The sequence below is a fragment of the Jejuia pallidilutea genome (assembly GCF_002973595.1).
In the GTDB taxonomy this organism is placed as follows: Bacteria; Bacteroidota; Bacteroidia; order Flavobacteriales; family Flavobacteriaceae; genus Jejuia; species Jejuia pallidilutea.
This window is the reverse complement of sequence record NZ_PVEO01000002.1, coordinates 390,069-416,145: the sequence shown is the minus strand read 5'-3', so window position 1 is coordinate 416,145 and position 26,077 is coordinate 390,069. Positions and strand designations below refer to the sequence as shown.

Below are 26,077 nucleotides of genomic sequence, written 5' to 3'. Positions count from 1 at the left end.
TTAGAAAAAGATTAAATTAAAGTGCGTAAAGATACTATAGTTATTCGAGAAATACAGCCCCAAGATAATGCACCTTTAGAAGCTGTAATACGAGCTTGCTTTCATGAGTTTAAAATCCCTCTAAAAGGGACAGCTTATGAAGACCCTGAGACTAAACAAATGTTTGAATCTTACCAAAATAATAATGCTATTTATTATGTAATTGAGAAAAATGGTGAAGTGTTAGGAGGTGCGGGCGTAAAGCCGCTTAAGGATTTTAAAGGTAATATCTGCGAACTGCAAAAAATGTATTTTTCACCAAAAATTCGTGGTAAAGGGTTTGGAAAAAAAATGTTTGAAACTTGTTTAAACGCCGCCAAAACATTAGCATACGAAAAATGCTATATAGAGTCTGCCCCACAATTAAAAGCGGCCATACATGTTTACGAAAGTTTTGGTTTTAAACATTTAGAGGGGCCTTTAGGAAATACAGGCCATAGTTCGTGTAGTGTTTGGATGATTAAGGATTTATGCAATTAAAAACGATACAACACACATTTCACGATAGTTTAGATGCTATTTATGAAAAAACGGAGGTGGAGCATTTCTTTTTTATGCTTTCTGAATTTTATTTTAACCTTAAACGTATTGATCTAGCTGTTAATCCAGATATTGTAATAGAAGATTATAAATGCATATTTGATGCTTTAGAGCAATTAAAACAGCAAAAACCTATACAATACATATTGGGTGAAACCGAATTTTTTGGGTTGCCGTTTAAAGTGAACAGTAACGTATTAATTCCACGCCCTGAAACAGAAGAACTTGTTTCGTTGGTGCTTCAGGATATAAAACAACAAAAAACGGATTCTAAAACCTACTCCATTTTGGATATTGGTACAGGTAGTGGTTGCATAGCAATTACATTGGCTAAACACTTAAAAAACGCTTCGGTTTACGCTCTAGATATTAGCAACAAAGCATTGGAAGTTGCTAAAACCAATGCAGAATTGAATGCCGTTGATGTAACTTTTGTAAAAGGGGATATTTTAAACAAAAGCACTAAAAAGGTATTGTTTACAGATTTAGAGTTTGATGTTATAATTTCCAATCCGCCTTATGTGCGAGTAAAAGAAAAGGCATTAATGAAATCTAACGTGCTAGATAACGAGCCGCATTTAGCTTTATTTGTAGAAGATAATAATCCATTGCTGTTTTATAAAGCTATAAGTGAATTTGCAAAAACAACTTTAAAAGTCAACGGGACATTATATTTTGAAATCAACGAATTTTTAGGAAAAGAAACGGTTGATTTGTTAAAACAGAACGGGTATTATTCCGTAGAATTAAAACAGGACATTTTTGGCAAAGATAGAATTGTAAAAGGCAAAAATAACTAATGAAAGACATTAAGCAACACATTGTTAATTTAAGAAACGAACTCAGGGAACATAACTACAATTACTATGTTCTAGACAATCCAACAATTTCAGATTTCGATTTCGATATAAAGTTGAAAGAACTCCAAGCGCTAGAAGAAGCGCATCCAGAGTTTTACGATGCAAATTCTCCAACTCAACGGGTAGGAGGCGAGGTTACCAAAAACTTTGAAACGGTAAAGCATGAGTACCGCATGTATTCTTTAGATAACTCTTATTCTAAAGAAGACCTCTTAGATTGGGAAAAGCGCATAAAAAAATTAGTAGATGGCGATGTGCAATACACCTGCGAACTTAAATACGATGGCGCTTCCATTAGTTTAACTTACGAGAACGGACAATTAGTTAGGGCGGTAACTAGGGGCGACGGCTTTCAAGGAGATGATGTTACTGCCAATGTAAAAACCATTAAATCGGTACCATTACAATTAAAAGGCGATTATCCATCTAAATTCGATATTCGAGGTGAAATAGTACTCCCTTTTGAAGGGTTTAACAAAATGAACGAAGAGCGCGTTGCTAACGGGGAAGAGCCATATAGAAATCCAAGGAATACGGCTTCAGGAAGTTTAAAGCTACAAGATAGCGCAGAGGTAGCCAAACGTCCGTTAGAATGTTTGTTGTACAATTTAACTGGTGTAAATTTGGGGGTTTCTACCCAATTTGAAAGTTTGGAAAAAGCAAGATTTTGGGGTTTTAAAGTGCCTAATGAGGCGGTTTTGGCAACATCGGTTGATGAAGTTTTAGAATTTATAAACTTATGGGATACCAAGCGCCATGAATTACCCTATGAAACCGATGGCGTTGTTATAAAAGTAAATAATTTACAACACCAAGACGAGTTGGGTTATACTGCTAAAGCGCCGCGATGGGCTATGGCTTATAAATTTAAGGCAGAACAGGTCTCTACAGTATTAAATAAAATTACCTACCAAGTTGGGCGTACCGGAGCTATTACGCCAGTTGCAAATTTAGAACCTGTAGAGCTAGCAGGAACAACTGTTAAACGTGCTTCTATTCACAATGCAGATCAAATAGAAAAGCTGGATATTAGGGAAGGAGATACCGTTTTTGTTGAAAAAGGAGGAGAAATTATCCCGAAGATAATAGGTGTGGATTTTACAAAACGTTCAACAAATTCTAAGCCTACAACATATATATCCCATTGTCCCGAATGCCACACCAAATTGGTAAGAACAGAAGGCGATGCAAAACATTATTGCCCTAACTACAATGGTTGTGCCCCACAAATTATAGGTAGAATTCAGCATTACATTTCTCGAAAAGCAATGGATATTGATGGCTTGGGAGGTGAGACTGTGGCGCTCTTAGTAAAAGCAGGGCTTATTAAGAATTATTCCGATTTATACGAACTAACCAAGGAAGATGTTATTCCTTTAGAACGAATGGCAGAAAAAAGTGCCGATAATTTAATAAATGGTATTAAAGCCTCTGTTGCTATTCCTTTTGAAAGGGTATTGTATGCTATTGGAATTCGTTACGTTGGGGAAACTGTAGCTAAAAAGCTAGCAAAACATTACAAGTCTATTGATAATTTAATGGATGCTTCTCAGGAAGATTTAGAGCAAGTTGACGAAATTGGTATAAAAATAGCCGAAAGTGTAAAACAGTTTTTTGCTTCAGAAGAAAATATTAGCATTATTAATAGATTAAGGCAATTTGGTGTTCAATTACAAATATCTGAAGAAGAGTTAAAAGGGCAAACAGATGTGTTGAAAGGGCAATCTATTGTTGTTTCGGGAGTGTTTGAACACGTTACTAGAACAGAGCTAAAAAAGCTTATTGAAGACAATGGCGGAAAGGTAAGTAGTTCCATTTCTTCTAAAACAAGTTTTGTGGTAGCTGGCGATAAAATGGGGCCGAGTAAAAAAGAAAAGGCAGAGAATTTAGGAATACCACTAATAAATGAAATTGAATTCTTACAAAAAATAAAAAATAATATCAATTTTAACGATTAAAAGTTATTTTTATCGACTAATTACATATTTTTTAGTTATATTTGTGTTATAATTATTAACCTTTATTATGTGCAGCTCCAAAGTACTAGCATTTTTAATAGGGTCTATTTATGCGCTATTTGTGTATTTTTTGTTCTCAAATAATCTGTTTTTTGCAGATAGTACAAGTGCATTGCTTTTACCTATTATAACCTTGGCATATTTTTGTACTGTAAAACACCGCTCTATATTCTTTGTTTTATTTTTGGTGTTTTATTCAATTTCTGATTTAATGATAATTATTTCGGATAATTTAACCTATCATGAAGATTATTTTATAGGGAATACCTTATATATACTTGCTTATATTTCTTTAACTATAGAAATAGGTAGAAATTTATCTCTTAAGTATACCTTTAAGAACAACCTATTTTCAATAATAGTTTTATTTATACTTAACACCTATATAGCGTATGTACTGTCTCAAATTGTTAACCCTTATTTAGAACTTGGCGCAGAGTATGTGTTAGAGATAGTATATAACATATCTATGCTAATGATTCTGTCCTTAGGACTTTTAAACTACTTTTATAAAAATAATAGAAAAGCATTTTATATATTAATTGGTGCTTTGTGCATTGTTTTTGCAGAGGTTATCAATATTGCTTATATCTATGTGTCACATCAAAATTTACTAAACTTTCTAACTATTTCACTAGGGCTTGTTGGGTTTTATTTCTTGTACGCGCAAGCTAAACTTAAGTATGAAAAACAAGATGAAATTTCATTTTAGAGCTTTAAAAACGGAATGTCTTTTCTGTAAATAACGGCAATGATAATTGACAATATAAGCGTTAAAATAGCTGTTGCAAACAGTAAGCCGCCATCGTTTTTTATTTCTATGCCCAATTGAGTTAAGTGCATTAAAACCGCACCGCCAATAACACCTATGCTTAATAAAGCTCCTGCCCAAGCAGTTTTTCTTATTAGTAATAATAAACCGGCAACTAGCTCTATAATGCCTATACTTATTCTGCCATAAGGTTCTAGACCAATGGTTTTAAAAATATAAACACTATCAGGGTGCGCTAGAAATTTAAACCTAAGCGTTTGAATTAAAATTAAGGCAACTAATATGCGAAGTATTAACGGAATATGTTTTTTCATTTTAGTTTGGTTTTTCAGTAAGATGTTAGACGTAACAAAGCCAAAAACTTACCAAAATACATCAACTAAAACTACACAATTATAGAAGTGCCATTAGCGGTTTTATTCTTATTACTGTCAAAATAAAAATCTATTTGCCCCAAATACAGCCCATAGCAACCAACTTGGTTTACTAACATATTTTTTTCTTCGCTATTTTTAACAATGGTTGGTTTGGGTAAAAATGTGTGCGTGTGCCCGCCAATAATTAAATCGATATCCTTAGTAGCTCTGGCAAGTTTTAAATCGCATATTTTATTGGGGTTTCTTTTGTAATTATATCCTAAATGCGATAAACATATAATTAAATCGCAGTGTTCGTCTTGTTTTAGTTTGCGAGTTATATCTTGGGATATTTCAACAGGATCTAGGTATTTGGTTTCCTTGTAGAGTTTTTTGTCTACTAAACCTTCTAGTTTAATACCCAAACCAAAAACGCCTATTTTTATACCGTTCTTTTTTAATATACTGTAAGGTTTAACATGTGTGTCCATTACGGTGTTAGAAAAATTGTAGTTAGCGGATACAAATCCAAAGTCCGCGTGTGGTAATTGTGCATATAGTCCATCTATACCGTTATCGAAATCATGATTTCCAATAGTAGCTAAATCGTACTTTAGTTTGCTCATTAACTTAAACTCTAATTCACCGCCATAATAGTTAAAATAGGGTGTGCCTTGAAAAATATCGCCAGCATCCAATAAAATTGTATTTGGGTTTTGCTTCCTAATGGCATCTATTAATGATGCACGTCTTGCTACACCGCCTTTATTTGCATTTCTTCCTTCATCTGGACCAAAGGTATCAATATGGCTATGTACATCATTAGTGTGTAAAACGGTAATTTTAGTAGTTTTTGGTTTAGTTGTAAAAGACTGTAGCCCAAAACTTCCTACCGCTGCTAAAGCAGTTGTGCCTGCCGATACTTTTTGAATAAAATCTCTTCTTTTCATGGTATTATTTTACAATGAATCTGTTATCAATTACAGGGTTTATGGTATCGGTCTTTTTAAAATAATCAATCATAGCATTTCTTATTTTATAGTTTATTTCATGTAACTCCTCGTTAGGTTGAAAAAACGTCATGTTATCGCCTCGATTATACAAATAATCGCTAGTGGCAAAATAGTAAGTTTTATTATAATCTATCGCTTTGTTATTAATTTTGGCACTTACTAAATTGTAGTCTTTATCTACAACTATATTAAGTCCAGCAATAGGATTAGCGCTTTTGCGACTTACTAAATAGTTAATCGCCTCATTTATTTTTTCACCTTTTAAACCTGCCACCACAATTTCATTTTCAAAAGGCATAACATTGTAAGCAGTTCTGGCACTAACGGGCCCTTTGGGTATTTCGGCACGAATACCGCCATAGTTTAAAATTACAACATCAATGTTTTCTCCGGTTCTTTTGTTAAAAATTTTGTTGCCTTCAGAAAGAACAATGTCTGCCATTAAGTTGCCAATTGCGGTATTTAATTTGCCGTTGCTTTTAGAATATGTATCTACGGCATACGCTAAAACACTATCCAAATCCCTTTCTATTCGGTCTCTGTAGGGAGCAATAAAGGCTTCAATATTTGGGTTAGCATTAATGGTATTATTAATTTCAAGACGTTGTCCTTCAACTGTAATCAAGTAAAGTTTTTGGGTTTTACAACTTACAAGAATTACTATAATTATAGCAGAAAAAACCAATTTAGGTTTGGTAAAATGTACCATATTAAATTTCATTAAAATTTGAATGTACTTTTGCTACCTTTGCGCAAAGTGTAAATTTAAATGTTTTTAAAAGCTTTTAGGGAAAAATCTAATAAAAAGTATTTGAATAAATTATTATCCCAGCGTAAAGTAAACGTTGGGGATAATAAAATTAAAAGCTTAGGTGTTATTTTGAATTTCGATGAGATTGAAGACTTTAATGCGTTTAATGTTTTAGCATCTCGTTTAAAAATTCACGCCAATAACATAAAAGTAATAGCCTATACTACTAATTTAAAGAGCCATGGCAACTCTTGGGATGCCTGTTTTAACACAAAGGATTTTGGTTGGAATGGCGACATAAAAAATGTAGAATTGCAAGGATTTTTAAACGAACCTTTTGATGCTTTAATTAGTTATTACACGAAAGAACATTTAGAACTAAAGTTATTAACGGCATTGTCTAAATCTCAATTTAAAATCGGAATTTTGCAAAGCGATGCACGTTTAAACGACATTATCATTAAAACTGAGATTAATGAAATTGATGTTTTTAGTGATGAGGTTGTAAAGTATTTAACCGTATTAAATAAAATTTAAAATGAAGAGTAAGTTTCTTGGAACTGGAGTTGCGTTAGTTACACCATTTAAATCAGATTTAAGTGTAGATTATGCTGCATTAAAAAATATTGTAACGTACAATATTGAAAATGGTGTAGAATATTTGGTAATTTCTGGTACAACTGCCGAAAGCGCAACCATTACCAAACAAGAGAAAAAAGACATTACAGCTGCTATTATTGATGTAAACAAGGGGCGTGTACCTTTGGTTTTGGGTATTGGCGGAAATAATACAGCAGCAATTATTGAAGAAATACAAACAACCGATCTTAGCAGTATAGACGCTATTTTATCGGTATCACCATATTATACAAAACCAACTCAAGAAGGCATTTACCAACATTTTAAAGCAATATCAGAAGTTTGCCCCGTAGATATTTTGTTATACAACGTGCCAGGGCGTACCTCTAAAAATATAGAGCCACAAACTATAGTTAGGTTAGCTAAAGATTTTAGTAACATTATTGGTGTTAAAGAGGCAGGAAATAGTACTGCCCAATACTTACAAATATTAAAACATAAGCCAGAAGATTTTCTGGTAATTTCTGGTGATGACGATCTAGCTCTAGGAGTTATGCTTGCTGGTGGTTCTGGCGTTATTTCGGTAATAGGGCAGGCCTTTCCTAAAGAATTTTCAGAAATGATTCGTTTAGGCTTAAAGGGAGATGCCAAAACAGCCTATAAAATTCATTACCGCTTAATGGATATAATTAATTACATTTTTGAAGAAAATAATCCTGCGGGAATAAAAGCGGTTTTTGAGGCTTTAAATTTATGCGAATCTACAGTAAGATTGCCATTGGTAACTGCATCTAGCGCTTTAAAGAAAAAAATTAATCAATTTGTGGCAGAATTTAACTAGTGTTAAAGTTTACTTAAACCATGCTGGTATTGGTGTGCTTAACTTAAATTCGTTTTAAAATAATATTTTTAAATTACGTTTATTAAATGTAATTTTGCATCTTGTTTAAAATTTATGAAATACCTTTTTAGCATATTAGCATTAGCCTGCATTTTAAGTTCTTGTAGCGAATACCAAAAAGTTTTAAAGTCTGAAGATATCGCTCTAAAATTTAAAGTTGGCGATTCTTTATTTCAAGCAGGTAAATACGAGAAGGCCAATAGGTTATTTGCACAAATAGTGCCCAAATACAAAGGCAAGCCACAAGCTGAAAAGCTAATGTATTTGTATTCCAAGTCGTATTATGAAACAAAAGATTATTATGTTTCAGGGTATCAATTTGAGCGTTTTGCAGCAAGTTATCCAAAAAGTGAAAAACGTGAAGAGGCTTCTTTTTTAAGTGCCAAAAGTTATTACATGTTGTCTCCGGTTTACTCAAAAGACCAAAAGGAAACTAAAGATGCTATTGAAAAGTTACAGGAATTTATTAATCTATATCCTAACTCCCAATACGTAGCAGAAGCTAATACCTTAATAAAGGAATTGGATTTTAAACTTGAAAAGAAAGCTTTTGAAATAGCCAAACAATACGATCTTATTTCAGATTACAAAGCATCAATAAAATCATTTGATAATTTTATTTTTGAATTTCCAGGATCTTCCCTACGCGAAGATGCCTTATTTTATCGTTTAGATGCAGCCTACAAATTAGCTGTTAACAGTATAGAAATAAAACGTACTGCTGAAGGTATAGTAAGGCTGAAAAAAAATAGATTGGAACAAGCAAAAGAATATTTTAATACCTTAAAAAAGGCCTACCCAAATTCTGAATATATGGCTAGGGCACAAGAAATGGTATTAGAAATAAATGAAGAATTAGAAACTTACAGCGCTAAAAGTTAATATACAATGATGGATTTAAAGAAAACTACCGCTCCCGTAAATACGGTGACTTATGACAGAAATCAAATAGATGAACCAACTGAGAACATCTATGAAGCCATTTCTATTATATCTAGAAGAGCGGAACAAATTAACACAGAGATAAAAAAAGAGCTAATTGATAAGTTGGAAGAATTTGCAACTTACAACGATAGTTTAGAAGAAATCTTTGAAAACAAAGAACAAATTGAGGTATCAAAATTTTATGAAAAATTACCAAAACCTCATGCTTTAGCTGTTCAAGAATGGCTAACTGATAAAATTTATTTTAGACATACTGAGGAAGACACTCAGTAATCACTAATTTATGAGTATACTAAGCGGCAAGAACATTCTGTTAGGCATTACTGCAGGTATTGCCGCTTATAAGACTGCCTCATTAGTACGGTTGTTTGTAAAACTGGGCGCACAAGTTAAAGTTGTTATGACGCCCGCTTCTAAAGATTTTATAACACCCCTTACGCTTTCCACACTTTCTAAAAACCCCGTGTATACTGCCTTTACAAACGACGATGACGATAGTGCGGTATGGAATAGCCATGTAGATTTAGGACTTTGGGCAGATGTATTTGTAATAGCACCAGCAACTGCAAATACCATGTCTAAAATGGCAAACGGTGCTTCTAATAACTTGTTGCTTGCCACGTATTTATCGGCTAAATGCCCTGTGTATTTTGCACCAGCAATGGATTTAGACATGTACAAGCACGCTTCTACAAAAGCATCATTTAAGATACTGCAATCTTACGGTAATATTATGATTCCCGCTACTAGCGGAGAATTAGCAAGCGGATTGGTAGGAGAAGGTAGAATGGCAGAACCAGAAGCTATTGTTGCTTTTTTAGAAAACGACATTTTGCAGAAGTTACCACTAAAAGGTAAAAAAGTATTAATTACTGCTGGTCCAACATATGAAGCTATAGATCCTGTAAGGTTTATAGGCAATCATTCTAGCGGCAAAATGGGTTTTGAAATTGCTAAAACAGCAGCTAACCTTGGTGCCGAAGTGTTCTTGGTTACTGGCCCTACACATCAAAACGTATCCCATAGTTTAATACATGTTTTGCCTGTAATTAGCGCAGAGGAAATGTACCAAGAGGTGCACCAATATTTTAATGCTGTAGATGTTGCAATTCTTTCAGCAGCTGTCTCAGATTTTAAACCAAAACAAGTTACGCATCAAAAAATAAAAAAGACGTCTGATACGCTAACTCTAGAATTAGAGCGTACAAAAGATATTTTAGCGTCGTTGGGCGCTATTAAAAAGCACCAATTTTTAGTGGGTTTTGCATTAGAAACGAATAACGAATTGGAAAATGCAAAACAAAAACTAAAAAAGAAGAATTTGAATTTAATTGTTTTAAATTCGTTACAAGATAAAGGCGCTGGTTTTAAGGGAGACACTAATAAAGTTACTTTTATTGATAATAAAAACAAGATAACAGAGTTTCAATTAAAGTCTAAAGCCGAAGTCGCAGAAGATTTATTTAACGAAATTATACAACATATTAATGCGTAGTTTTTTAGTTATTTTACTATTAAGTATTAGTACCTTAGGTTTTGCTCAAGAACTTAATTGTACGGTAGTTGTAAATGCACAACAAACGGGGAACGAAAACTTGCAGATTTTTAAAAATCTAGAAAAACAATTAACCGAATTTATAAATAACACTAAGTGGACCAACAAAACATTTGCGCCACAAGAGTTGATTAACTGTAGCATGAACATTATTGTTTCAGAATATAGCGGAGAGTTTTTTAAAGCGACTATTCAGGTGCAATCTTCAAGACCTATTTATGGGTCGTCCTACAGTTCTCCTATTTATAATTTTAACGATAAGGACTTCACCTTTAGATATTTAGAGTTTCAAAATTTAATTTATAACCCAACACAATATACCTCTAATTTAATTTCAGTTTTAGCGTTCCACGTCTACATGGTATTGGGCTTAGATGCAGATTCCTTCGAGCAAAATGGCGGGCAGGAGTATTACAAACAAGCACAAACTATTTTAAATTATTCACAACAAGAAAATTTTAAAGGTTGGAAATTGGAAGATGGTCTTCAAAGTAGGTTTATTTTAATAGACAACATGTTATCTACTACCTTTAGGGAATATAGAACTGTAATTTACGATTATCATAGGCTTGGTTTGGACGAAATGGGCAACGATTTGAAAAAAGGAAAAGATAAAATTGCCTCTAGCCTAGAAAAGTTTATGGCGATGAATAGCAGACGGCCAAATTCCTTTCTACTAAGAACGTTTTTTGATGCAAAAGCCGACGAAATAGAACAAATTTTCTCGGATGGTCCGCAAGTAAACATCGCTACCTTAAAGGATGTATTACAAAAAGTAGCGCCAATGCACTCTAGCAAATGGCGAAATATTAAGTTTTAGTTTATCTTTCCTAAAACGTAACATGTTTATATTACTTTTATAATTAAATTTACTGCATACCTAGTGGTGTAAATGTAATACTTCACACTGTAAACAAAATATTATGCTAACATCCCTTACTATAAAAAACTATGCGTTAATAGACCATTTAAAGGTAGATTTTAATGACGGTTTTACCATAATTACAGGAGAAACTGGTGCAGGAAAATCTATTCTATTAGGTGGCTTATCATTAATTCTTGGTAAGCGTGCCGATTTAAGTAGTTTAAAAGATACCAAGACCAAATGTATTATAGAAGCTGTTTTTAACGTTTCCAATTATAATTTAAAAGCCCTGTTTAAGGCAGAAGATTTAGATTATGAGCCACAAACCATAATAAGAAGGGAAATTTTACCATCAGGTAAATCTAGGGCTTTTGTTAACGATTCACCAGTAAATTTAAACAGTTTGCAGTTATTGGGAGAACGCTTAATTGATGTGCACTCGCAACACCAAACCTTACAATTAACTACTAACGATTTTCAGTTTCAGGTCATTGACGCACTTGCAGGAAACCAGAAAGAACTTGAGGATTATTCAGGAGAATTATTAGCTTACAAGCAATTAAAGCGTGAGTTAAACGAGCTTAAAAACTTAAAATCTGAAGCTATAAAAGAATACGATTACAATTCGTTTTTATTGCATGAACTGGTTGAAGCAAATTTAGTTTCAGACGAATTAGAAGCTTTAGAGGAGGAATATGAAACCTTAAATAATGTAGAAATTATAAAAGAACGTTTATCTGAGGCGTATCAATTATTAAGCGATGAACAAATAGGTGTTGTTACATCTTTAACAGCTTTAAAAAATAACCTTCAGAAGCTCTCAGGATTGTCTTCCAAATACCAAGATATATACAACAGAGTAAATAGTGCGCTTATTGAAGTTGATGATATTTTTAGTGAGATTGATGTTTTGCAAGCCGATGTTGAGGCAGATCCTAACCGATTGGATGTTGTAAATTCTAAATTGCAAGTTCTGAATAACTTATTGCAAAAACATCAAGTAGCTACTGTTTCAGAATTAATAGAAATACGAGAAGAACTCACAGAAAAAGTTGCTGTAACTGAAAATTTAGATGACACCATTCAAAACAAAGAAAACGAAATCTATAAAGCCGAAAAAGCTTTAGATGCACTAGCGAAAACTATACACACTAAACGAAGTAAAGCAATACCAGATTTAATTAAGCAATTACAGGCTATTTTAATGGATCTAGGCATGCCTAATGCTCAATTTAATATAGAATTAACGCCAACTAAAACGTATCTTTCTAACGGAAAAGAAGAATTATCGTTTTTGTTTTCAGCCAATAAAGGCGGTAGCTTTAATGCCTTGAAAAAAGCAGCCTCTGGTGGAGAATTATCAAGAATTATGTTGGCTATTAAATTAGTACTGTCTAACTACACACAGTTACCAACCATTATGTTTGATGAGATAGATACGGGAGTTTCTGGTGAGATTTCTAATAAAATGGGCGATATTATGTTGCAAATGAGTAAAAACATGCAAGTATTTTCCATTACGCACTTACCACAAATAGCAGCAAAAGGGCATTCGCATTTTAAAGTATATAAAGAAGATGTAAATAATGTAACCCAAACCAATTTGGTAAGGTTAAACCACGACGAGCGTATCGTGGAAATCGCTCAAATGTTGGGAGGTACAGATGTATCGTCTTCGGCAATTGCGCATGCTAAAGAGTTACTTAATTAAAAAACATTCTAGATTAAAGTGGAAAGTTTATTACTTTTGGCACTGAAATTTGAAAAGAAACTATAACTAACGATTACTATGGCTTATAATTTATTAAAAGGTAAAAAAGGAATTATTTTCGGAGCGTTAGACTCTAATTCTATCGCGTGGAAAACAGCAGAACGCGTACATGAAGAAGGCGGACAATTTGTATTAACCAATGCGCCTGTTGCAATGCGTATGGGGCAAATTAATGAATTAGCCGAAAAAACAGGTTCTGAAATTATTCCTGCAGACGCTACTTCAGAGGAAGATTTACAAAATCTTGTAGAAAAGTCTATGGAGATTTTAGGAGGAAAAATAGACTTTGTATTACATTCCATAGGTATGTCTATTAACGTTAGAAAAGGCAAACATTATACAGACCAAAATTATAGCTGGACACAGAAAGGTACCGATGTATCTGCAATGTCGTTTCACAAAGTAATGCAAACCCTATATAAAGCAGATGCCATGAACGAATGGGGCAGTATTGTAGCCTTAAGTTACATGGCTGCACAACGTGTATTCCCAGATTATAACGATATGGCCGATAATAAAGCCTATTTAGAAAGTATAGCACGTAGTTTTGGTTACTTTTTTGGAAGAGATAAAAAAGTACGTGTAAACACCATTTCCCAATCACCTACACCAACAACAGCGGGTAGTGGTGTAAAAGGTTTTGATGGTTTTATTTCTTATGCTGAAAAAATGTCGCCACTTGGTAATGCAACAGCTATGGATTGTGCAAATTACACGATAACCCTTTTTAGCGACCTAACTAAGCGTGTTACATTACAAAACCTATACAATGATGGTGGTTTTAGTAATATGGGAGTAAGCGATGCCGTTATGGAAGCGTTTATGAAAGAACAGTAAGCAGGCTTATTTATATAAATTTAGACCTGTTAGGTTTTTAAAACCTAACAGGTCTTTTTTGTTAGGAATAGTTACTTTTGTGGTATGCAATTACATTATTCATTCATAATACCAGTGTATAATCGTCCAGACGAAGTGGATGAGTTACTATCTAGTTTTCAAGCTATGGAAACTCAGCTAGACTATGAAATTGTAATTGTTGAAGACGGCTCTACCGAAACCTCCAAAGACGTTGTGGAAAAATACAGCGCAGATTTAAAAATTTCTTATTTCTTTAAAGAAAATACAGGTCCTGGAGACTCAAGAAATTATGGGATGCAGCACGCTAAAGGTAATTATTTTATCATTTTAGATAGTGATGTTATTATGCCCAAAAATTATTTAAGCGAAGTTGATAAAAGTTTAAAAACGGGGTATGTAGACTGTTTTGGAGGGCCAGATGCTGCTCACCAATCCTTTAGCGATTTACAAAAGGCTATTAATTTTGCTATGACTTCGTTTATAACAACAGGCGGTATTAGAGGCAATACAAATGCAATTGATAAATTTCAACCCAGAAGTTTTAATATGGGACTATCTAAAAAAGCATTTTTGGCATCTAAAGGGTTTGGGCAAATACACCCCGGCGAAGACCCCGATTTGTCCATACGATTATGGGATTTAGGTTTTAAAACTAAACTAATTCCAGAGGCAATTGTATACCATAAAAGGCGTATTTCTTGGCGTAAATTTCAACAACAAGTACGTAAATTTGGTTTAGTACGTCCTATTTTAAATAAGTGGCACCCAAGTACTAAGAAGCTTACCTATTGGTTTCCTAGCTTGTTCATAATAGGTTTAGATGTGTCTATAATATTGGCAATATTTGGTGTAAGTTGGCTTTTGGGTTTGTATATTTTGTATTTTTTTATTGCTTTAGCTTTAGCGCTCTACACTACCAAAAGTTTAAAAGTTGCTGTAATGGCAATTTTGGCAATTTATATTCAGTTTTTTGGTTACGGACTCGGTTTTTTAGAATCTACATTTGCCATTAATTTTTTAAAAAAAGATCCAGAAACACATTTTCCAAAATTGTTTTTTAAATTAAAATGATAAAAAAAATTAAATCAGAGTTATTAACTTCCATTAAGAGTAAAAGGCTTAATGTATTTTTATTGTTTTTATTTTCAGCATTTATTATTTTAATATTTACAAAGCTCTCAAAAGAATATACAAACACCGTTACCTTCAATATTAAAAAAATAAATGTACCGCAAGACAAGGTAATTTTAAACGATTCTACCCATAAACTTGCAATAACACTAAAAACTCACGGTTTTAAATGGCTAAAATATTATTTGGGAAACCCCACTATAAGTATAGATTTTTCTAAAGAAGTATATAAAAAACAAAATACCTTCATTTATACAAAATCAGTATCCTACTTAAACGAAACAAAACCGTTTAAAAACGAAGTAAAACTTTTGAATATTAGTCCCGATACCTTGGTTTTTAAGTACGATACCAACTTGGTAAAAAAAGTACCAGTAGCATTAGAAACCGATATTTCTTTTGCGCCAGGTTTTGATATTATGAGCAACTATAAGGCAATACCAGATTCTGTTACTGTAATAGGCCCACATGAAATGGTTAACAATATAAATGTTTTAAAAACAGAAAAAGTGTTACTATCCAATGTAAAAACCAATATTTCTACAACAGTAAAACTTGTGCTTCCAGAGCATACAAACGATTTAAAATTTTCAACTAAAAACGTTGGTTTTGTCGCTAATGTAGAAAAGTTCACAGAAGGCACTGTAAAAATTCCAATTCAGATCATTAATCTGCCCAAGGATGTTTTAATAAAATATTTCCCAAAAGAAGTAAAAGTATCTTATTACACTAGTTTAGATAATTTTAGTAAAATAAAAGCAAACGATTTTAAGGTAATTTGCGATTATAATAAGGTTAATACCAACCAATCTGTACTAATACCAGAATTAGTTAAAGCTCCAGAAGGCGTAAAGCATGTTAAACTCAATCAGCAAAAAATAGAATTTATAATTTTAAAATGACAGTAGTAGGGCTTACAGGAGGTATTGGTAGTGGTAAAACTACAGTAGCTAAAACATTTAAAACTTTAGGTGTACCCGTATACATTGCAGATGTTGAAGCGAAAAAACTTATGAATCGCTCTAAAATTATTAAGCGAAAGTTAATTGCTTTACTGGGCGAGGATACTTATGTTGATGGTAAGCTGAACCGTCCATACGTTGCAAATATTATATTTAATGATGCTACCCTTCTAAAAAAAATGAATGCCATTGTGCATCCAAAAGTAGCAAGCCATTTTAAAAGATGGGCTAACAAACAAAATGCGCCATACGTTATTAAGGAAGTAGCTATTTTATTTGAAAATGGAGGGCATAAAGCATGCGATTACGTTATAACGGTTACAGCACCAAAAGCCTTAAGGGTAGAACGACTATTAAAACGCGATAATACTTCAAAAGAGAAAATAGAAGCTATTATGAAAAATCAATGGAGCGATAGTAAAAAGGTAAAGCTTTCAGACTTTGTAATAGTTAACAAAACACTAGAAAAAACAATGGCTCAGGTGGTTAAGGTTCATAAACAGATTCTTAAAAGAATACAATAAATCTTAAATTTTAACATTTTTGTTAATGTAAGGTTAAATGATAAGTTGGCTAAATGTTAAAATGTTAATTTTGGGTGATGAGCAAAAAAGTATTCGTCCTATCCATCGTATTAATGAGCTTATCGCTTATAGGAATCATTTTTGTTCAGGCATATTTTATAAATGATGCATACCAAAACGAAAAGGCCCGTTTTAAATTTAATGTTAAAAGTGCCCTAAGTTATGTGTCTAACGCTATTGAACAAAAGGAATTAGATAGGTATTTTGAGCGTTTTCAGGAGCTAGATAGTGAAAAGAAAAAAGACTCAGCAGAAGTCTCAAGACTGTTCATTTACCAGCGAAACAACAGTACCAAAGACATGCTTATTTATAAAAGTGATGTTTTAGAAGAGAATTATAAATTGTCTTCATCGCTCTTTGACATTGGTTTAGATAGTATCGATATTAAACGAATTATTGGAAATTCTGAAATGCAAGTTGTAGATGGCTCCGATTTTTCTGATGAAGATATTGGGGAATCCCCAATTCTAAAAATTGTAAACAGTGGTGTATTAAAGGATGCAGAGCGAAATTCTTTCAACAAAAATTTTAAAGCTTTTGCGAAAACAATTCCTGTACATAAACGTGTTTCTAGAGAAGAGGTTGCCGATTTGTTATCGACAAAATTCAAGCAAAATGGTATTGATATAGATTTTGAATTTGCTATTTACAGCAGAGATTTAGCTACCAAGGTATATAGTGAAGGTTTTGAAAAAACACAAGAATCTACCTTTAGTATTCCTGTTTTTTACGACGAAAACAATCAAAGCAATTACAAGCTTCTTGTTAATTTTCCTAAAGACGGAAAATTTATTTTCTCTACGATATTAGGAATGGTTTTACTATCCATTGTATTTACTTCAATTATAATTATTGCCTATTCTAGTGCTTTATTTCAATTGATAAGACAACGAAAAATATCGCAGATTAAAACAGATTTTATAAATAATATGACGCATGAGTTTAAAACGCCCATAGCAACCATAAATTTAGCTTTGGATGCCATAAAAAATCCTAAAATTATAAATGATAACGAAAAGGTATTGCGATATCTTAGAATGATACGGGAAGAAAACAAGCGTATGCATGCCCAAGTAGAAAATGTATTGAGAATATCTAAACTAGAAAAAAATGAGCTAAATATTAGTAAGGATAGAGTAGATTTAAACGACTTAGTAGAAGATGCAGTAACCCATGTAGAATTAATTGTAGAAGATAGAAAAGGTTATATAAAAACGCACTTAAACGCGCAACAAACATCTGTTTTGGCGAACGATACACATTTTACAAACGTAATTGTGAATATTTTAGACAATGCTATAAAATATTCGCCAGAGTCACCAAAAATAGATGTGTTTACCGAAAATGCAGGTACTAATGTTATATTAAAAATACAAGATCAAGGTAGCGGTATGAGTAAAGCTGCTGCTAAACGTGTTTTCGAAAAATTTTATAGAGAACATACGGGAGACATACACAACGTAAAAGGTCATGGTTTAGGTTTAGCATACGTAAAGCGTATTGTAGACGATCACCAGGGCTTCGTTTCAGTAGAAAGTGAAAAAGGTAAAGGAAGTATATTTACAATAAAACTTCCCTTAATATCATAAAAATTATGGAAGAACAAAACAAGAAAATTTTATTAGTAGAGGATGATCCAAATTTTGGAACCGTACTTAGAGATTATTTAATGATGAATGATTATGATGTAGTACATGCCAAAAATGGTATGGAAGGTTTTGAAAAATTTAAAAAAGATGATTACGATTTGTGCATCTTAGATGTGATGATGCCATATAAAGACGGATTTACCTTGGCTAAGGAAATTCGAGAAAAGAATACAGATGTTCCTATTGTATTTTTAACTGCTAAAGCCATGAAAGAAGATGTATTGAAGGGCTACAAGGTTGGTGCAGATGATTATTTGAACAAGCCTTTTGATAGTGAAGTACTGCTAATGAAAATAAAGGCGATTATGCAACGTAAAGCCACAGAGACCATTGCCGACAGTAAGCAGTTTGAATTTGAAATAGGACGCTTTCACTTAAACTCTAAATTGCGTTTTTTACGTTTTGATGACGAAGAACCCGTAAAGTTGTCGCCAAAAGAAAACGAACTATTACGCTTATTAGCCTTACATGAAAACGATTTAATGCCGCGTGAGTTGGCTCTAACCAAAATTTGGCGCGATGATAATTACTTTACCTCTAGAAGTATGGATGTGTACATTGCTAAATTGCGTAAATACTTAAAACCAGACCCTAAGGTAGAAATTTTAAACATTCATGGCGAAGGGTTTAGGTTGGTAGTTAACAGCTAAAAATAATTTTACAATGAAATCAATAAAAAATCCAGCACTACGCTGGATTTTTTATTGATTTAAATGCGTTTCTTCAGCCATTCTCTAAACTCATAAAAGTTTTGAGGTGCAACTCCGTGCCCTACAGGGAATTCAGAATAGGTGTTTTTTATGTGTAGCCCGTTTAAAAAGGGCTGGGTTTGTCGCGCCCAATCTGGAGGAATTACTTGATCTGCATTACCATGGGAACAGTAAAAATCTAGATTAGAATAATCGTGTTCGTTTAAATTTTTAGGTAAAATATCCTGATTTATATAGCCACTAAGTGCTATAATATTTTTTACTTTTTCTGGATAGGTTAGTGCCACTGCGTAACTTAAAATACTGCCTTGGCTAAAGCCTAAAAGTGTGATGCTATCTTTATTGATGTTGTATGCGTTAGCAACTTCATCAATAAATTTTGCAATTAATTCTACCGATTGTTTTGCTTGTTCGTTATCACTCCATTTACCCTTTTCAGCATCAAAGTTAATAGCGTACCATGCATTACCAAAAGGCTGCATTTTGTAGGGCGCCCTTACCGATACTATTAATAGCTCTTCAGGAAGCTCATTAGCAAATGAAAATAAATCGTTTTCGTCGCTACCATAACCATGTAACATAATAAGTAATGGTGCGTTTTCTTTTAAATTAGATGGCCTTAGTACATAGTCTAAGGATAATGAGGTGTGTAACATATTATTGGCTTACGCTTGAAAAAATTCTTTGAAAGAAGTCACCAACTAAAGGGACGGTTTGTGCTTTTCCGTTAGCCACATTTGTTAAAGCATAAATGATTAAAATGGAAAAACATAAATAAAACGCTAAAGTAACCATCCAACTATCAAAAGCTGAAGCCACAAATGCAAATAGATGAAACATAACCCACAATCCTAAAGATTGTCTTATATTGAAATAAACAAAGGGGTTTCTTTTATTATTATTTATAAAATAGGCAATTATAATACCTATAATGCCTAAGTAACTAACGATGGACAAACCTTTACCGTTTTTAATATCTTGTTGTGTCATGTTTATTTTAAAACTGTAATGTTATTCGAAATAATACCGTAAACCTCTCCTTTAAGCGAAGCACCATCAAAAATAGCGTTTTGCGATTTAGAATGGATGTGCTTTTTCGAAAATGTATATTTTAAATTTGGGTTAAACAATGTTGCGTTAATCTTGGCTCCAATAGTTATTGGTGTTTGTTCTAGCCCAAATCTACTCTTGCCTTTGGAGAGTATATCTATAGTTTTCTTTAAAGTGAATTTTTGATGTAACGCACCAAAAGCACTTTCTAAACCAATAGAGCCATAAGCCGCATGATCGAACTCTACTTTTTTCAATTCAATATCTAATGGGTTATGGTCGCTTGTTACCATATCTATAGTGCCGTCTTTAACACCTTCAATTAAAGCATCAATATCGGCAGGGGTACGCAATGGCGGTTTTACTTTAAAATTGGTATTAAAATCGGTTAAATATTCGTCTGTAAAATATAAATTATGAATAGCAACACTACAACTTACATCAAGTTTTTTAGCTTTGGCTGCTTTTATTAATTCAACACTTTTAGCTGTTGATATGGTGGGAATATGTAATTTCCCTCCAGTATATTCCAGCAGAAACAAATCGCGAGCAACTTGTAGTTCTTCAGCTAGTGCGGGGTTGCCTTTTAAACCTAGAGATGTACTGGTAACATTTTCATTCATTACGCCTAAACCAGAAATTTTGTTTTCTTGGGGAAAAGAACACACCAATGCACCAAAATTACTAGCATATTGTAATGCTATTTTTAAAAGATTAGGGTTGGTAATAGGTTTCTTGTAATCGTAAAATGCTATAGCTCCAGCATTTTTCATATCGTACAATTCGGCTAAATCTACACCTTTACCGCCTTGTGTTAACGCGCCTATTGGCAAAACAGTAACAGCGTTGTTCTGTGCCTTAGATATTATAAAAGATACATCAGAGCTTGAATCTATAACCGGTTTTGTGTTAGGGTTTATGGCTACGGCTGTAAACCCCGATAACGCTGCGGTTTTAATACCATTGGCAATGGTTTCGCGCTCTTCAAAACCTGGTTCTCCAAATGAAACGCTACTATCAAACCATCCTTGGGAAATATGAAGGTTTTCTAAAGCTATTTCTTTATACTTTTTGGGGTTTTTAAGCTGTTTACCTATTTGGGTAATTAATCCGCCTTCAACTAAAATATCTTGAGTAGTGTTATGAAAATCACTTTTTGAATCAAGTATTGTGGCAGATTTTATAAGTATGTTCATTTAAAATATTTTAAGATGAGCATTTCTGTTAACAAGAGAATTAATGCAAAAATAACAAACCATTTCCATAAGGCATTAACTTTGGTCTCACTTTTTAGGGTGTCAAACAATTCGGTTATAGAATTACTTGTGTTTACCTGAGCTAAATTATCTATATTTTGATAAGTTAAGTTACTTTCGCTTCTATCGTAATTATAGCTTACATTTTTAAGCGCAATACCATTATTTGTAACGGTGTAAATCCCTGCTTGTATTGGTATTTCATCTGTAGAAACAACCACTTTGTTATTAAAAGTTTGCTGTTTCGGTATTATACTTTCGGCATTTTTTTTTAGTGTTAATACACCATCTTGTTGCAGGTTAACCTTAATTTCAAAACTATTTTGTGCTCCAACATTATAATAGAGTTTTGGTACTTTAAAACTGTTTTTAGCAATATTATATAGAGTAGGAACTATTAGTGGCGAACTTTTAAAATTAGAATTTACATTATTTAAAGCAGCAGTAAACAGATACGTATTTGCATTTTCTGTTAAAAACGGTTTGCCATCTTCAAAAAGGAGAATACCCGATGGTGTATTAGATTGTAAGTTGTAAAACGAGTTTACTTTTGGATATTGAAAATTTGTAATACGTTTTTCAAAAACGCCATTATTGTAGAGTGGATGACTATAGTTTATGGTTGTTACACGCTTTACAGAGGGGATTTTAACTTTAAAGCCCAAACTATAAGTAGATAGAAAATTATTGTAAGATTCTAAAATAACATTTTCAGGAGGAATTACTAAAACAGTACCGCCACTGTTGGTAAACGATTTTAAAACAGTACTTAATGTGTTTGGTATTTGTTCTAATTCATTTAAAACAATAAGGTTTTGTTCGTTAATGCGGTTGTAATCTAAATTGTTTAGGCTAAAATTAGAGAGTTCAAACTCGTCTTCGGTATAAATTCGTTTTAAAAAACTCGAGTTTTCGTTGCCAATAACCAAAACATTAATTTTTTCTTGGGCGTTTATGTTAAAAAACAACGCATTATCGAATTGTAAGTGCGTGTCGCTAATTTTTAATTCACCATTAATGCTATCGTTTGCGGGTAAATTAAAAGTAATTACTGCTTCATTATCAATTTGTGTTGAGGTTTTTGCAATTAAATTGCCATTATTTAAGAGCGAAACTGGTAGGTTTTCAATAGCATTACCACTATTTTTTAAAGTAACTGTTAATTCTAGTTTAGTTGGGTTAGCATTAGAAATATATGCCGAATCTATTGCAACGTTTTGAGTGTTTACGGGGCTAAGTTTAACGGCATAAAAATTTATTAGCGAGTCGCTTTCAGGATTAAACTCTTCATTTTGATATTGAAAATCTGAAATATAAATAAGATTTTTTATACTATTTAAACTTTTGTTAAATAGGTTTTTACTTTTTAGCGTAGCTGTTTTGTACGATACTTTGTTTGGTGCGTGCGCTAATTGTAGTAGGTTGTTTTTAATGGCGCTAATGGTAGTGTTTTTAAAAGTCTCAGAGTTAGTTACTACCGAAATTTTTTCGTTTTCAGGAATGTTGGTTATTATATCCTGAACGGCGCGTTTTAAAAGTATACCACTATCGCCCTTAGCTTGCATGCTAAAGGAATTATCTAAATAAATAACAGTTTCTGTGGTTTTGTTTAATGTGTTATTTTTTGAAAAATACGGTTGTGAAAACGCAAAAATAATAGCAGCAAACAGTAGTAAACGTGTAATAAGTGTTAACCATTTTTTTAATTGCGAACTCTTACGAGTTTTTATGGCCACACTTTTTAAAAAAGCTACATTGGTAAAGGGAACTTTTTCAAATTTTCTAAGTTGAAATAAATGAACAATTAAGGGAATTACCAGTAAAAATAAAGCGTAAAGAAGTTCGGGATATTTAAACTGCATTTATTTTTTTTGTTTATCAAACCTACGTATTTTTTTTGAGTTTCATTAAAATTAACAAAAGAAAATGTAGTCTACAACAGGTTGTAAATTTAATTTATTCAAGTAACGTCTAATTTCTTTTTGTGCATCCTTATTAGCCACCGTAATTAAACTTTGTGGGTTTTTAATTGTAGCTAGAGCATTAAAGTTTAATAATTGTTTTCCGTAAATATCTTTACCAATTTTGTTAGGGTTATCGCAAATCCATTTAAAGGGAATATGGCGTTCTAAAAACAAATTAGCCATTAGTTTTCCTTTGGTACCAGCGCCCCAAATCACCATGGTTTTAGAGCTATCATAATCTATATCCAAAAAATGGTGTACTTTTAAAGATGTAAAATGGTTTTGCGCATAATGTATGTGCGTTCGTGATGTTCTAGTACTGTAATCGCGCCATTTATGAATAACTTTATTACAAGGAATACAAGTATACCCATGTTTGTAAAACCTAAAGGTTAAATCGTAATCTTCTGGATACATATTAGGACTAAATGCACCGCAAGCATCCAGATCTTCTCTGTGTATCATCCAACAAGGCGAGGGGATTACACATTCTTTGTAAATTTCACTGTAATTTATGCCCTCTTTAGTTAAAGCGTTTAGCCAAGTTTCATAACTTTTATAACCAGGCCCAACACCATTAGCATTAAAATACTCCACAAGGCCAACCGCTACATGTTTTTTGCCATGTAAAAACAAGTTATTGGTTAAAACTTCTATTTTATTAGGGTGCATAATATCATCGCTATCCATTCTGGTTATAAAAGTGCCAGAACTGGTTTTGTAAGCCATTTTTAATGCATCAATAATACCATTGCCCCTGTTTTTTAAAAGTTTAATTCTACTGTCTTTTTTGGCATAATTTTCAACTAAATTGTAACTGTTATCGGTAGAGTGGTCGTCTACTATTAACAATTCCCAATTGGTATAAGTTTGCTGTAAAATAGAGTCTAAACATTCACCTAAAAAGTATTCGGTATTCTTAAAAGGCGTTAATATGCTAACTAGTGGATTTTGCATAAGCGAATATAGCATCTTTTAACAAAACCTTATGAAAACATGGCGTTCCATAATCTTAATTTTGAAATTATATAAAATTTAAAAATTTACAGATGAATATTAGAGTTTTTGTAGCATCAGCTTTTTTAGGCTTAATGCTTTTTAGTTGTGGTGCAGGAAGGAACAAGGTTAACGATTTAGCCATAAATACCCCAATTGTGTCGCACATAGATTTATCAAAAGTTACTGATGATAAAGCTCCAGTAATAATAAATCCAGGGCGTTTTACCGTTGAAACTGTTACATATAGACTACCTCGTGTAGTACAAGGCACCTATGCGGTAAGCGATTTTGGTAAATATGTTGAAGATTTTAAGGCTATTGATTATAATGGCAACGATATGGCCGTAAGTAAAGTTGATACCAATACTTGGCGTATTGAAAATGCAAAAGATTTAGATAAAATAACCTATAAAGTTAACGATACTTACGATATTGAAAGCAAAGGTGGCATTGGTGGTGAAGAGCCTTTTTCTCCATCGGGAACTAATATAGAGCCAGAAAACTACGTGTTAAACTTACATGGCTTTATTGGTTATTTTGATAGTTTAAAAAGTAATCAATATAAGTTAGATGTTACAGCCCCTGCAGATTTTGTGCGTACTTCTGCGTTGGAGAATATGACTTCAAAAACAAGCGAAGACGGTAAATTTGTTACAACAAGTTATTTTGCACCACGTTATTTTGATATTACCGATAATCCAATGATGTATGGTAATTTAGATGTTGAAGAATTTCAAGTAGGCGATATAAAAATAGTATTAAGTGTGTATTCGCCAAATAAGGTACACACCGCAGCTTCTTTAAAAGGCACTATTTTTAAAATGATGAAAGCACAAAAGGCATTTTTAGGAGACATAAACTCTACTTCGAGATACGATATTTATTTGTACCTATCGGAAGAAAAAGATAACTCTCCAAAGGGATTTGGTGCTTTAGAACATCATACATCTACAGTTGTAGTCTTACCAGAAAGTATGGATGAAGCAGCCTTATCTGAAAGTATGATAGATGTAGTATCGCATGAGTTTTTTCATATTGTAACGCCCTTAAGTGTACACTCCGAAGATGTACATTATTTTGATTATAACGCACCTACATTTTCCAAGCATTTATGGATGTATGAAGGGGTTACAGAGTATTTTGCCAACTTATTTCAGGTAGATCAAGCATTAATTGAAAAAGAAGATTTTTACAATAAAATAATGAGTAAAATTCAAATGTCTAAACGTTACAACGATGCCATGAGTTTTACTATAATGAGTGAAAACGTACTAAAAGCGCCATACAAAGACCAGTATATTAATGTTTACCAGAAAGGTGCATTAATAGGTATGTGTATTGATATTTTAATGAGAGAGGCTAGTAACGGAAATCGTGGTATTTTATCGTTAATGAAAGAATTATCAAATAAATACGGAAAAAACAAACCGTTTGAAGATGATGAGTTGATTGCCGAAATTACAGAAATGACATACCCATCAGTAGGCGAGTTTTTAAATACGCATGTGGTTGGTGATTTACCAATAAAGTACGAAACGTTTTTTGAAAAGGTAGGTTTAGAAATTGGCGAAACAAAAATAAAGGCAAACTATATCATGATGAATGGCATGCCTATAGTTAGTGGCGATGGGCAAGCAGGTACAATTTTCTTTACTGATGCTGTTTTAGAAAATAGCTTTTGGGCTGAACAAGGTGCAAAACCTAACGATGTAATTAAATCTATTGATGGTACAGCACTAACATTAATGAACGCTAACCAAGTGTTACAAGATGTTTTTATGTGGAAACCAGGAAGGGAAATTGAGGTTGTTTTAGATAGAAATGGTGAAGAAATTGTAATAAAAACCACAACAACACAAGGTTATACAACAGGCGAAGGTATCATAGAAAAAAACGATGCAACCCAGGAGCAAATAGCATTGCGTAAGGCTTGGTTAAAAGGCTAAACG

The 26,077-nt window shown here is 32.9% G+C and carries 26 protein-coding genes; 18 read left to right on the top strand and 8 right to left on the bottom strand.

Features of this window, described 5'->3' with window-relative positions; genetic code table 11:
* The first annotated feature begins 21 nt into the window (after nt 1-21).
* From CLV33_RS05395 to CLV33_RS05380, 4 genes are all read left to right on the top strand, one after another.
* On the top strand, nt 22-519 hold the full coding sequence (locus tag CLV33_RS05395; RefSeq protein ID WP_105473018.1) for a GNAT family N-acetyltransferase: 498 nt from the start codon (nt 22-24) through the stop codon (nt 517-519).
* A complete protein-coding gene (prmC, locus tag CLV33_RS05390) occupies nt 510-1,379 on the top strand; it encodes a peptide chain release factor N(5)-glutamine methyltransferase (protein ID WP_105473017.1) in 870 nt (289 codons plus the stop codon). Before CLV33_RS05395 ends, prmC begins: the two co-directional genes overlap by 10 nt.
* Entirely contained in the window at nt 1,379-3,397 is a 2,019-nt protein-coding gene (gene ligA, locus CLV33_RS05385; RefSeq protein ID WP_105473016.1) for an NAD-dependent DNA ligase LigA, read from the top strand. The genes prmC and ligA overlap by 1 nt, the downstream gene beginning before the upstream one ends.
* 67 nt (nt 3,398-3,464) lie before the next feature.
* Nucleotides 3,465-4,169, top strand: a complete 705-nt coding sequence (locus tag CLV33_RS05380) for a hypothetical protein (protein ID WP_105473015.1) — start codon at nt 3,465-3,467, stop codon at nt 4,167-4,169.
* On the opposite strand, the gene CLV33_RS05375 is transcribed toward CLV33_RS05380, so the two are convergent.
* From CLV33_RS05375 to CLV33_RS05365, 3 genes are all read right to left on the bottom strand, one after another.
* Nucleotides 4,166-4,543 carry a DoxX family protein gene (locus tag CLV33_RS05375; RefSeq protein ID WP_105473014.1) on the bottom strand — a complete coding sequence of 126 codons (378 nt, stop codon included), beginning with the start codon at nt 4,541-4,543 and terminating at the stop codon, nt 4,166-4,168. The genes CLV33_RS05380 and CLV33_RS05375 overlap by 4 nt on opposite strands.
* A gap of 71 nt (nt 4,544-4,614) precedes the next feature.
* Nucleotides 4,615-5,535 carry a metallophosphatase gene (locus CLV33_RS05370; RefSeq protein ID WP_042240941.1) on the bottom strand — a complete coding sequence of 307 codons (921 nt, stop codon included), beginning with the start codon at nt 5,533-5,535 and terminating at the stop codon, nt 4,615-4,617.
* A 4-nt stretch (nt 5,536-5,539) separates the two neighbouring features.
* On the bottom strand, nt 5,540-6,319 hold the full coding sequence (locus CLV33_RS05365) for a 5'-nucleotidase C-terminal domain-containing protein (RefSeq protein ID WP_244906387.1): 780 nt from the start codon (nt 6,317-6,319) through the stop codon (nt 5,540-5,542).
* 48 nt (nt 6,320-6,367) lie between these two features.
* On the opposite strand from CLV33_RS05365, the gene CLV33_RS05360 reads away from it, so the two are divergent.
* The 13 genes from CLV33_RS05360 (at nt 6,368) to CLV33_RS05300 (ending at nt 18,799) form a co-directional block, all read left to right on the top strand.
* Nucleotides 6,368-6,886: a DUF6913 domain-containing protein gene (locus tag CLV33_RS05360; RefSeq protein ID WP_105473013.1), complete on the top strand. Its 519-nt coding sequence runs from the start codon at nt 6,368-6,370 to the stop codon at nt 6,884-6,886.
* A 1-nt stretch (nt 6,887) separates the two neighbouring features.
* Nucleotides 6,888-7,769, top strand: a complete 882-nt coding sequence (gene dapA / locus CLV33_RS05355; RefSeq protein WP_105473012.1) for a 4-hydroxy-tetrahydrodipicolinate synthase — start codon at nt 6,888-6,890, stop codon at nt 7,767-7,769.
* A 114-nt stretch (nt 7,770-7,883) separates the two neighbouring features.
* The gene (locus CLV33_RS05350; protein WP_042240952.1) at nt 7,884-8,711 is read left to right on the top strand and encodes an outer membrane protein assembly factor BamD; all 828 of its coding nucleotides are present in this window, start codon (nt 7,884-7,886) and stop codon (nt 8,709-8,711) included.
* A 9-nt stretch (nt 8,712-8,720) separates the two neighbouring features.
* On the top strand, nt 8,721-9,047 hold the full coding sequence (locus CLV33_RS05345; protein WP_193744353.1) for a DNA-directed RNA polymerase subunit omega: 327 nt from the start codon (nt 8,721-8,723) through the stop codon (nt 9,045-9,047).
* Nucleotides 9,048-9,057: 10 nt separating this feature from the next.
* Nucleotides 9,058-10,269, top strand: coding sequence for a bifunctional phosphopantothenoylcysteine decarboxylase/phosphopantothenate--cysteine ligase CoaBC (gene coaBC, locus CLV33_RS05340; RefSeq protein WP_105473011.1), 1,212 nt, complete (start codon nt 9,058-9,060; stop codon nt 10,267-10,269).
* Nucleotides 10,262-11,149, top strand: coding sequence for a type IX secretion system protein PorD (gene porD, locus CLV33_RS05335; RefSeq protein ID WP_105473010.1), 888 nt, complete (start codon nt 10,262-10,264; stop codon nt 11,147-11,149). The genes coaBC and porD overlap by 8 nt, the downstream gene beginning before the upstream one ends.
* Nucleotides 11,150-11,252: 103 nt before the next feature.
* Nucleotides 11,253-12,905 carry a DNA repair protein RecN gene (gene recN / locus CLV33_RS05330; protein WP_105473009.1) on the top strand — a complete coding sequence of 551 codons (1,653 nt, stop codon included), beginning with the start codon at nt 11,253-11,255 and terminating at the stop codon, nt 12,903-12,905.
* Between the two features lie 78 nt (nt 12,906-12,983).
* The gene (locus CLV33_RS05325; RefSeq protein ID WP_105473008.1) at nt 12,984-13,802 is read left to right on the top strand and encodes an enoyl-ACP reductase FabI; all 819 of its coding nucleotides are present in this window, start codon (nt 12,984-12,986) and stop codon (nt 13,800-13,802) included.
* 84 nt (nt 13,803-13,886) lie between these two features.
* On the top strand, nt 13,887-14,894 hold the full coding sequence (locus tag CLV33_RS05320) for a glycosyltransferase (RefSeq protein WP_105473007.1): 1,008 nt from the start codon (nt 13,887-13,889) through the stop codon (nt 14,892-14,894).
* Nucleotides 14,891-15,856, top strand: coding sequence for a CdaR family protein (locus CLV33_RS05315; RefSeq protein WP_244906386.1), 966 nt, complete (start codon nt 14,891-14,893; stop codon nt 15,854-15,856). Before CLV33_RS05320 ends, CLV33_RS05315 begins: the two co-directional genes overlap by 4 nt.
* Nucleotides 15,853-16,440, top strand: a complete 588-nt coding sequence (gene coaE, locus CLV33_RS05310; protein ID WP_105473006.1) for a dephospho-CoA kinase — start codon at nt 15,853-15,855, stop codon at nt 16,438-16,440. Before CLV33_RS05315 ends, coaE begins: the two co-directional genes overlap by 4 nt.
* Nucleotides 16,441-16,517: 77 nt before the next feature.
* Nucleotides 16,518-18,089, top strand: coding sequence for a sensor histidine kinase (locus CLV33_RS05305; RefSeq protein WP_170063977.1), 1,572 nt, complete (start codon nt 16,518-16,520; stop codon nt 18,087-18,089).
* Nucleotides 18,090-18,094: 5 nt separating this feature from the next.
* Nucleotides 18,095-18,799, top strand: a complete 705-nt coding sequence (locus CLV33_RS05300) for a response regulator transcription factor (RefSeq protein ID WP_042240977.1) — start codon at nt 18,095-18,097, stop codon at nt 18,797-18,799.
* A gap of 59 nt (nt 18,800-18,858) precedes the next feature.
* Here CLV33_RS05300 and CLV33_RS05295 read toward each other — a convergent pair whose 3' ends face one another.
* Genes CLV33_RS05295 through CLV33_RS05275 form a run of 5 tightly spaced genes read right to left on the bottom strand, consistent with a single transcriptional unit; the run spans nt 18,859 to nt 24,086 of the window.
* Complete coding sequence (locus CLV33_RS05295) at nt 18,859-19,515, bottom strand: alpha/beta hydrolase (RefSeq protein WP_105473004.1); 657 nt, start codon at nt 19,513-19,515, stop codon at nt 18,859-18,861.
* Between the two features lies 1 nt (nt 19,516).
* A complete protein-coding gene (locus tag CLV33_RS05290) occupies nt 19,517-19,849 on the bottom strand; it encodes a hypothetical protein (protein ID WP_045371343.1) in 333 nt (110 codons plus the stop codon).
* A gap of 2 nt (nt 19,850-19,851) precedes the next feature.
* Entirely contained in the window at nt 19,852-21,105 is a 1,254-nt protein-coding gene (locus CLV33_RS05285; RefSeq protein ID WP_105473003.1) for a dihydroorotase, read from the bottom strand.
* The gene (locus CLV33_RS05280; protein WP_105473002.1) at nt 21,102-23,027 is read right to left on the bottom strand and encodes a BatA domain-containing protein; all 1,926 of its coding nucleotides are present in this window, start codon (nt 23,025-23,027) and stop codon (nt 21,102-21,104) included. The genes CLV33_RS05285 and CLV33_RS05280 overlap by 4 nt, the downstream gene beginning before the upstream one ends.
* Before the next feature lie 51 nt (nt 23,028-23,078).
* Nucleotides 23,079-24,086 carry a glycosyltransferase family 2 protein gene (locus tag CLV33_RS05275; protein WP_105473001.1) on the bottom strand — a complete coding sequence of 336 codons (1,008 nt, stop codon included), beginning with the start codon at nt 24,084-24,086 and terminating at the stop codon, nt 23,079-23,081.
* A 92-nt stretch (nt 24,087-24,178) separates the two neighbouring features.
* Here CLV33_RS05275 and CLV33_RS05270 point away from each other — a divergent pair, with 92 nt between their 5' ends.
* Nucleotides 24,179-26,074, top strand: a complete 1,896-nt coding sequence (locus CLV33_RS05270) for a M61 family metallopeptidase (protein WP_105473000.1) — start codon at nt 24,179-24,181, stop codon at nt 26,072-26,074.
* The last annotated feature ends 3 nt before the right edge of the window (nt 26,075-26,077 follow it).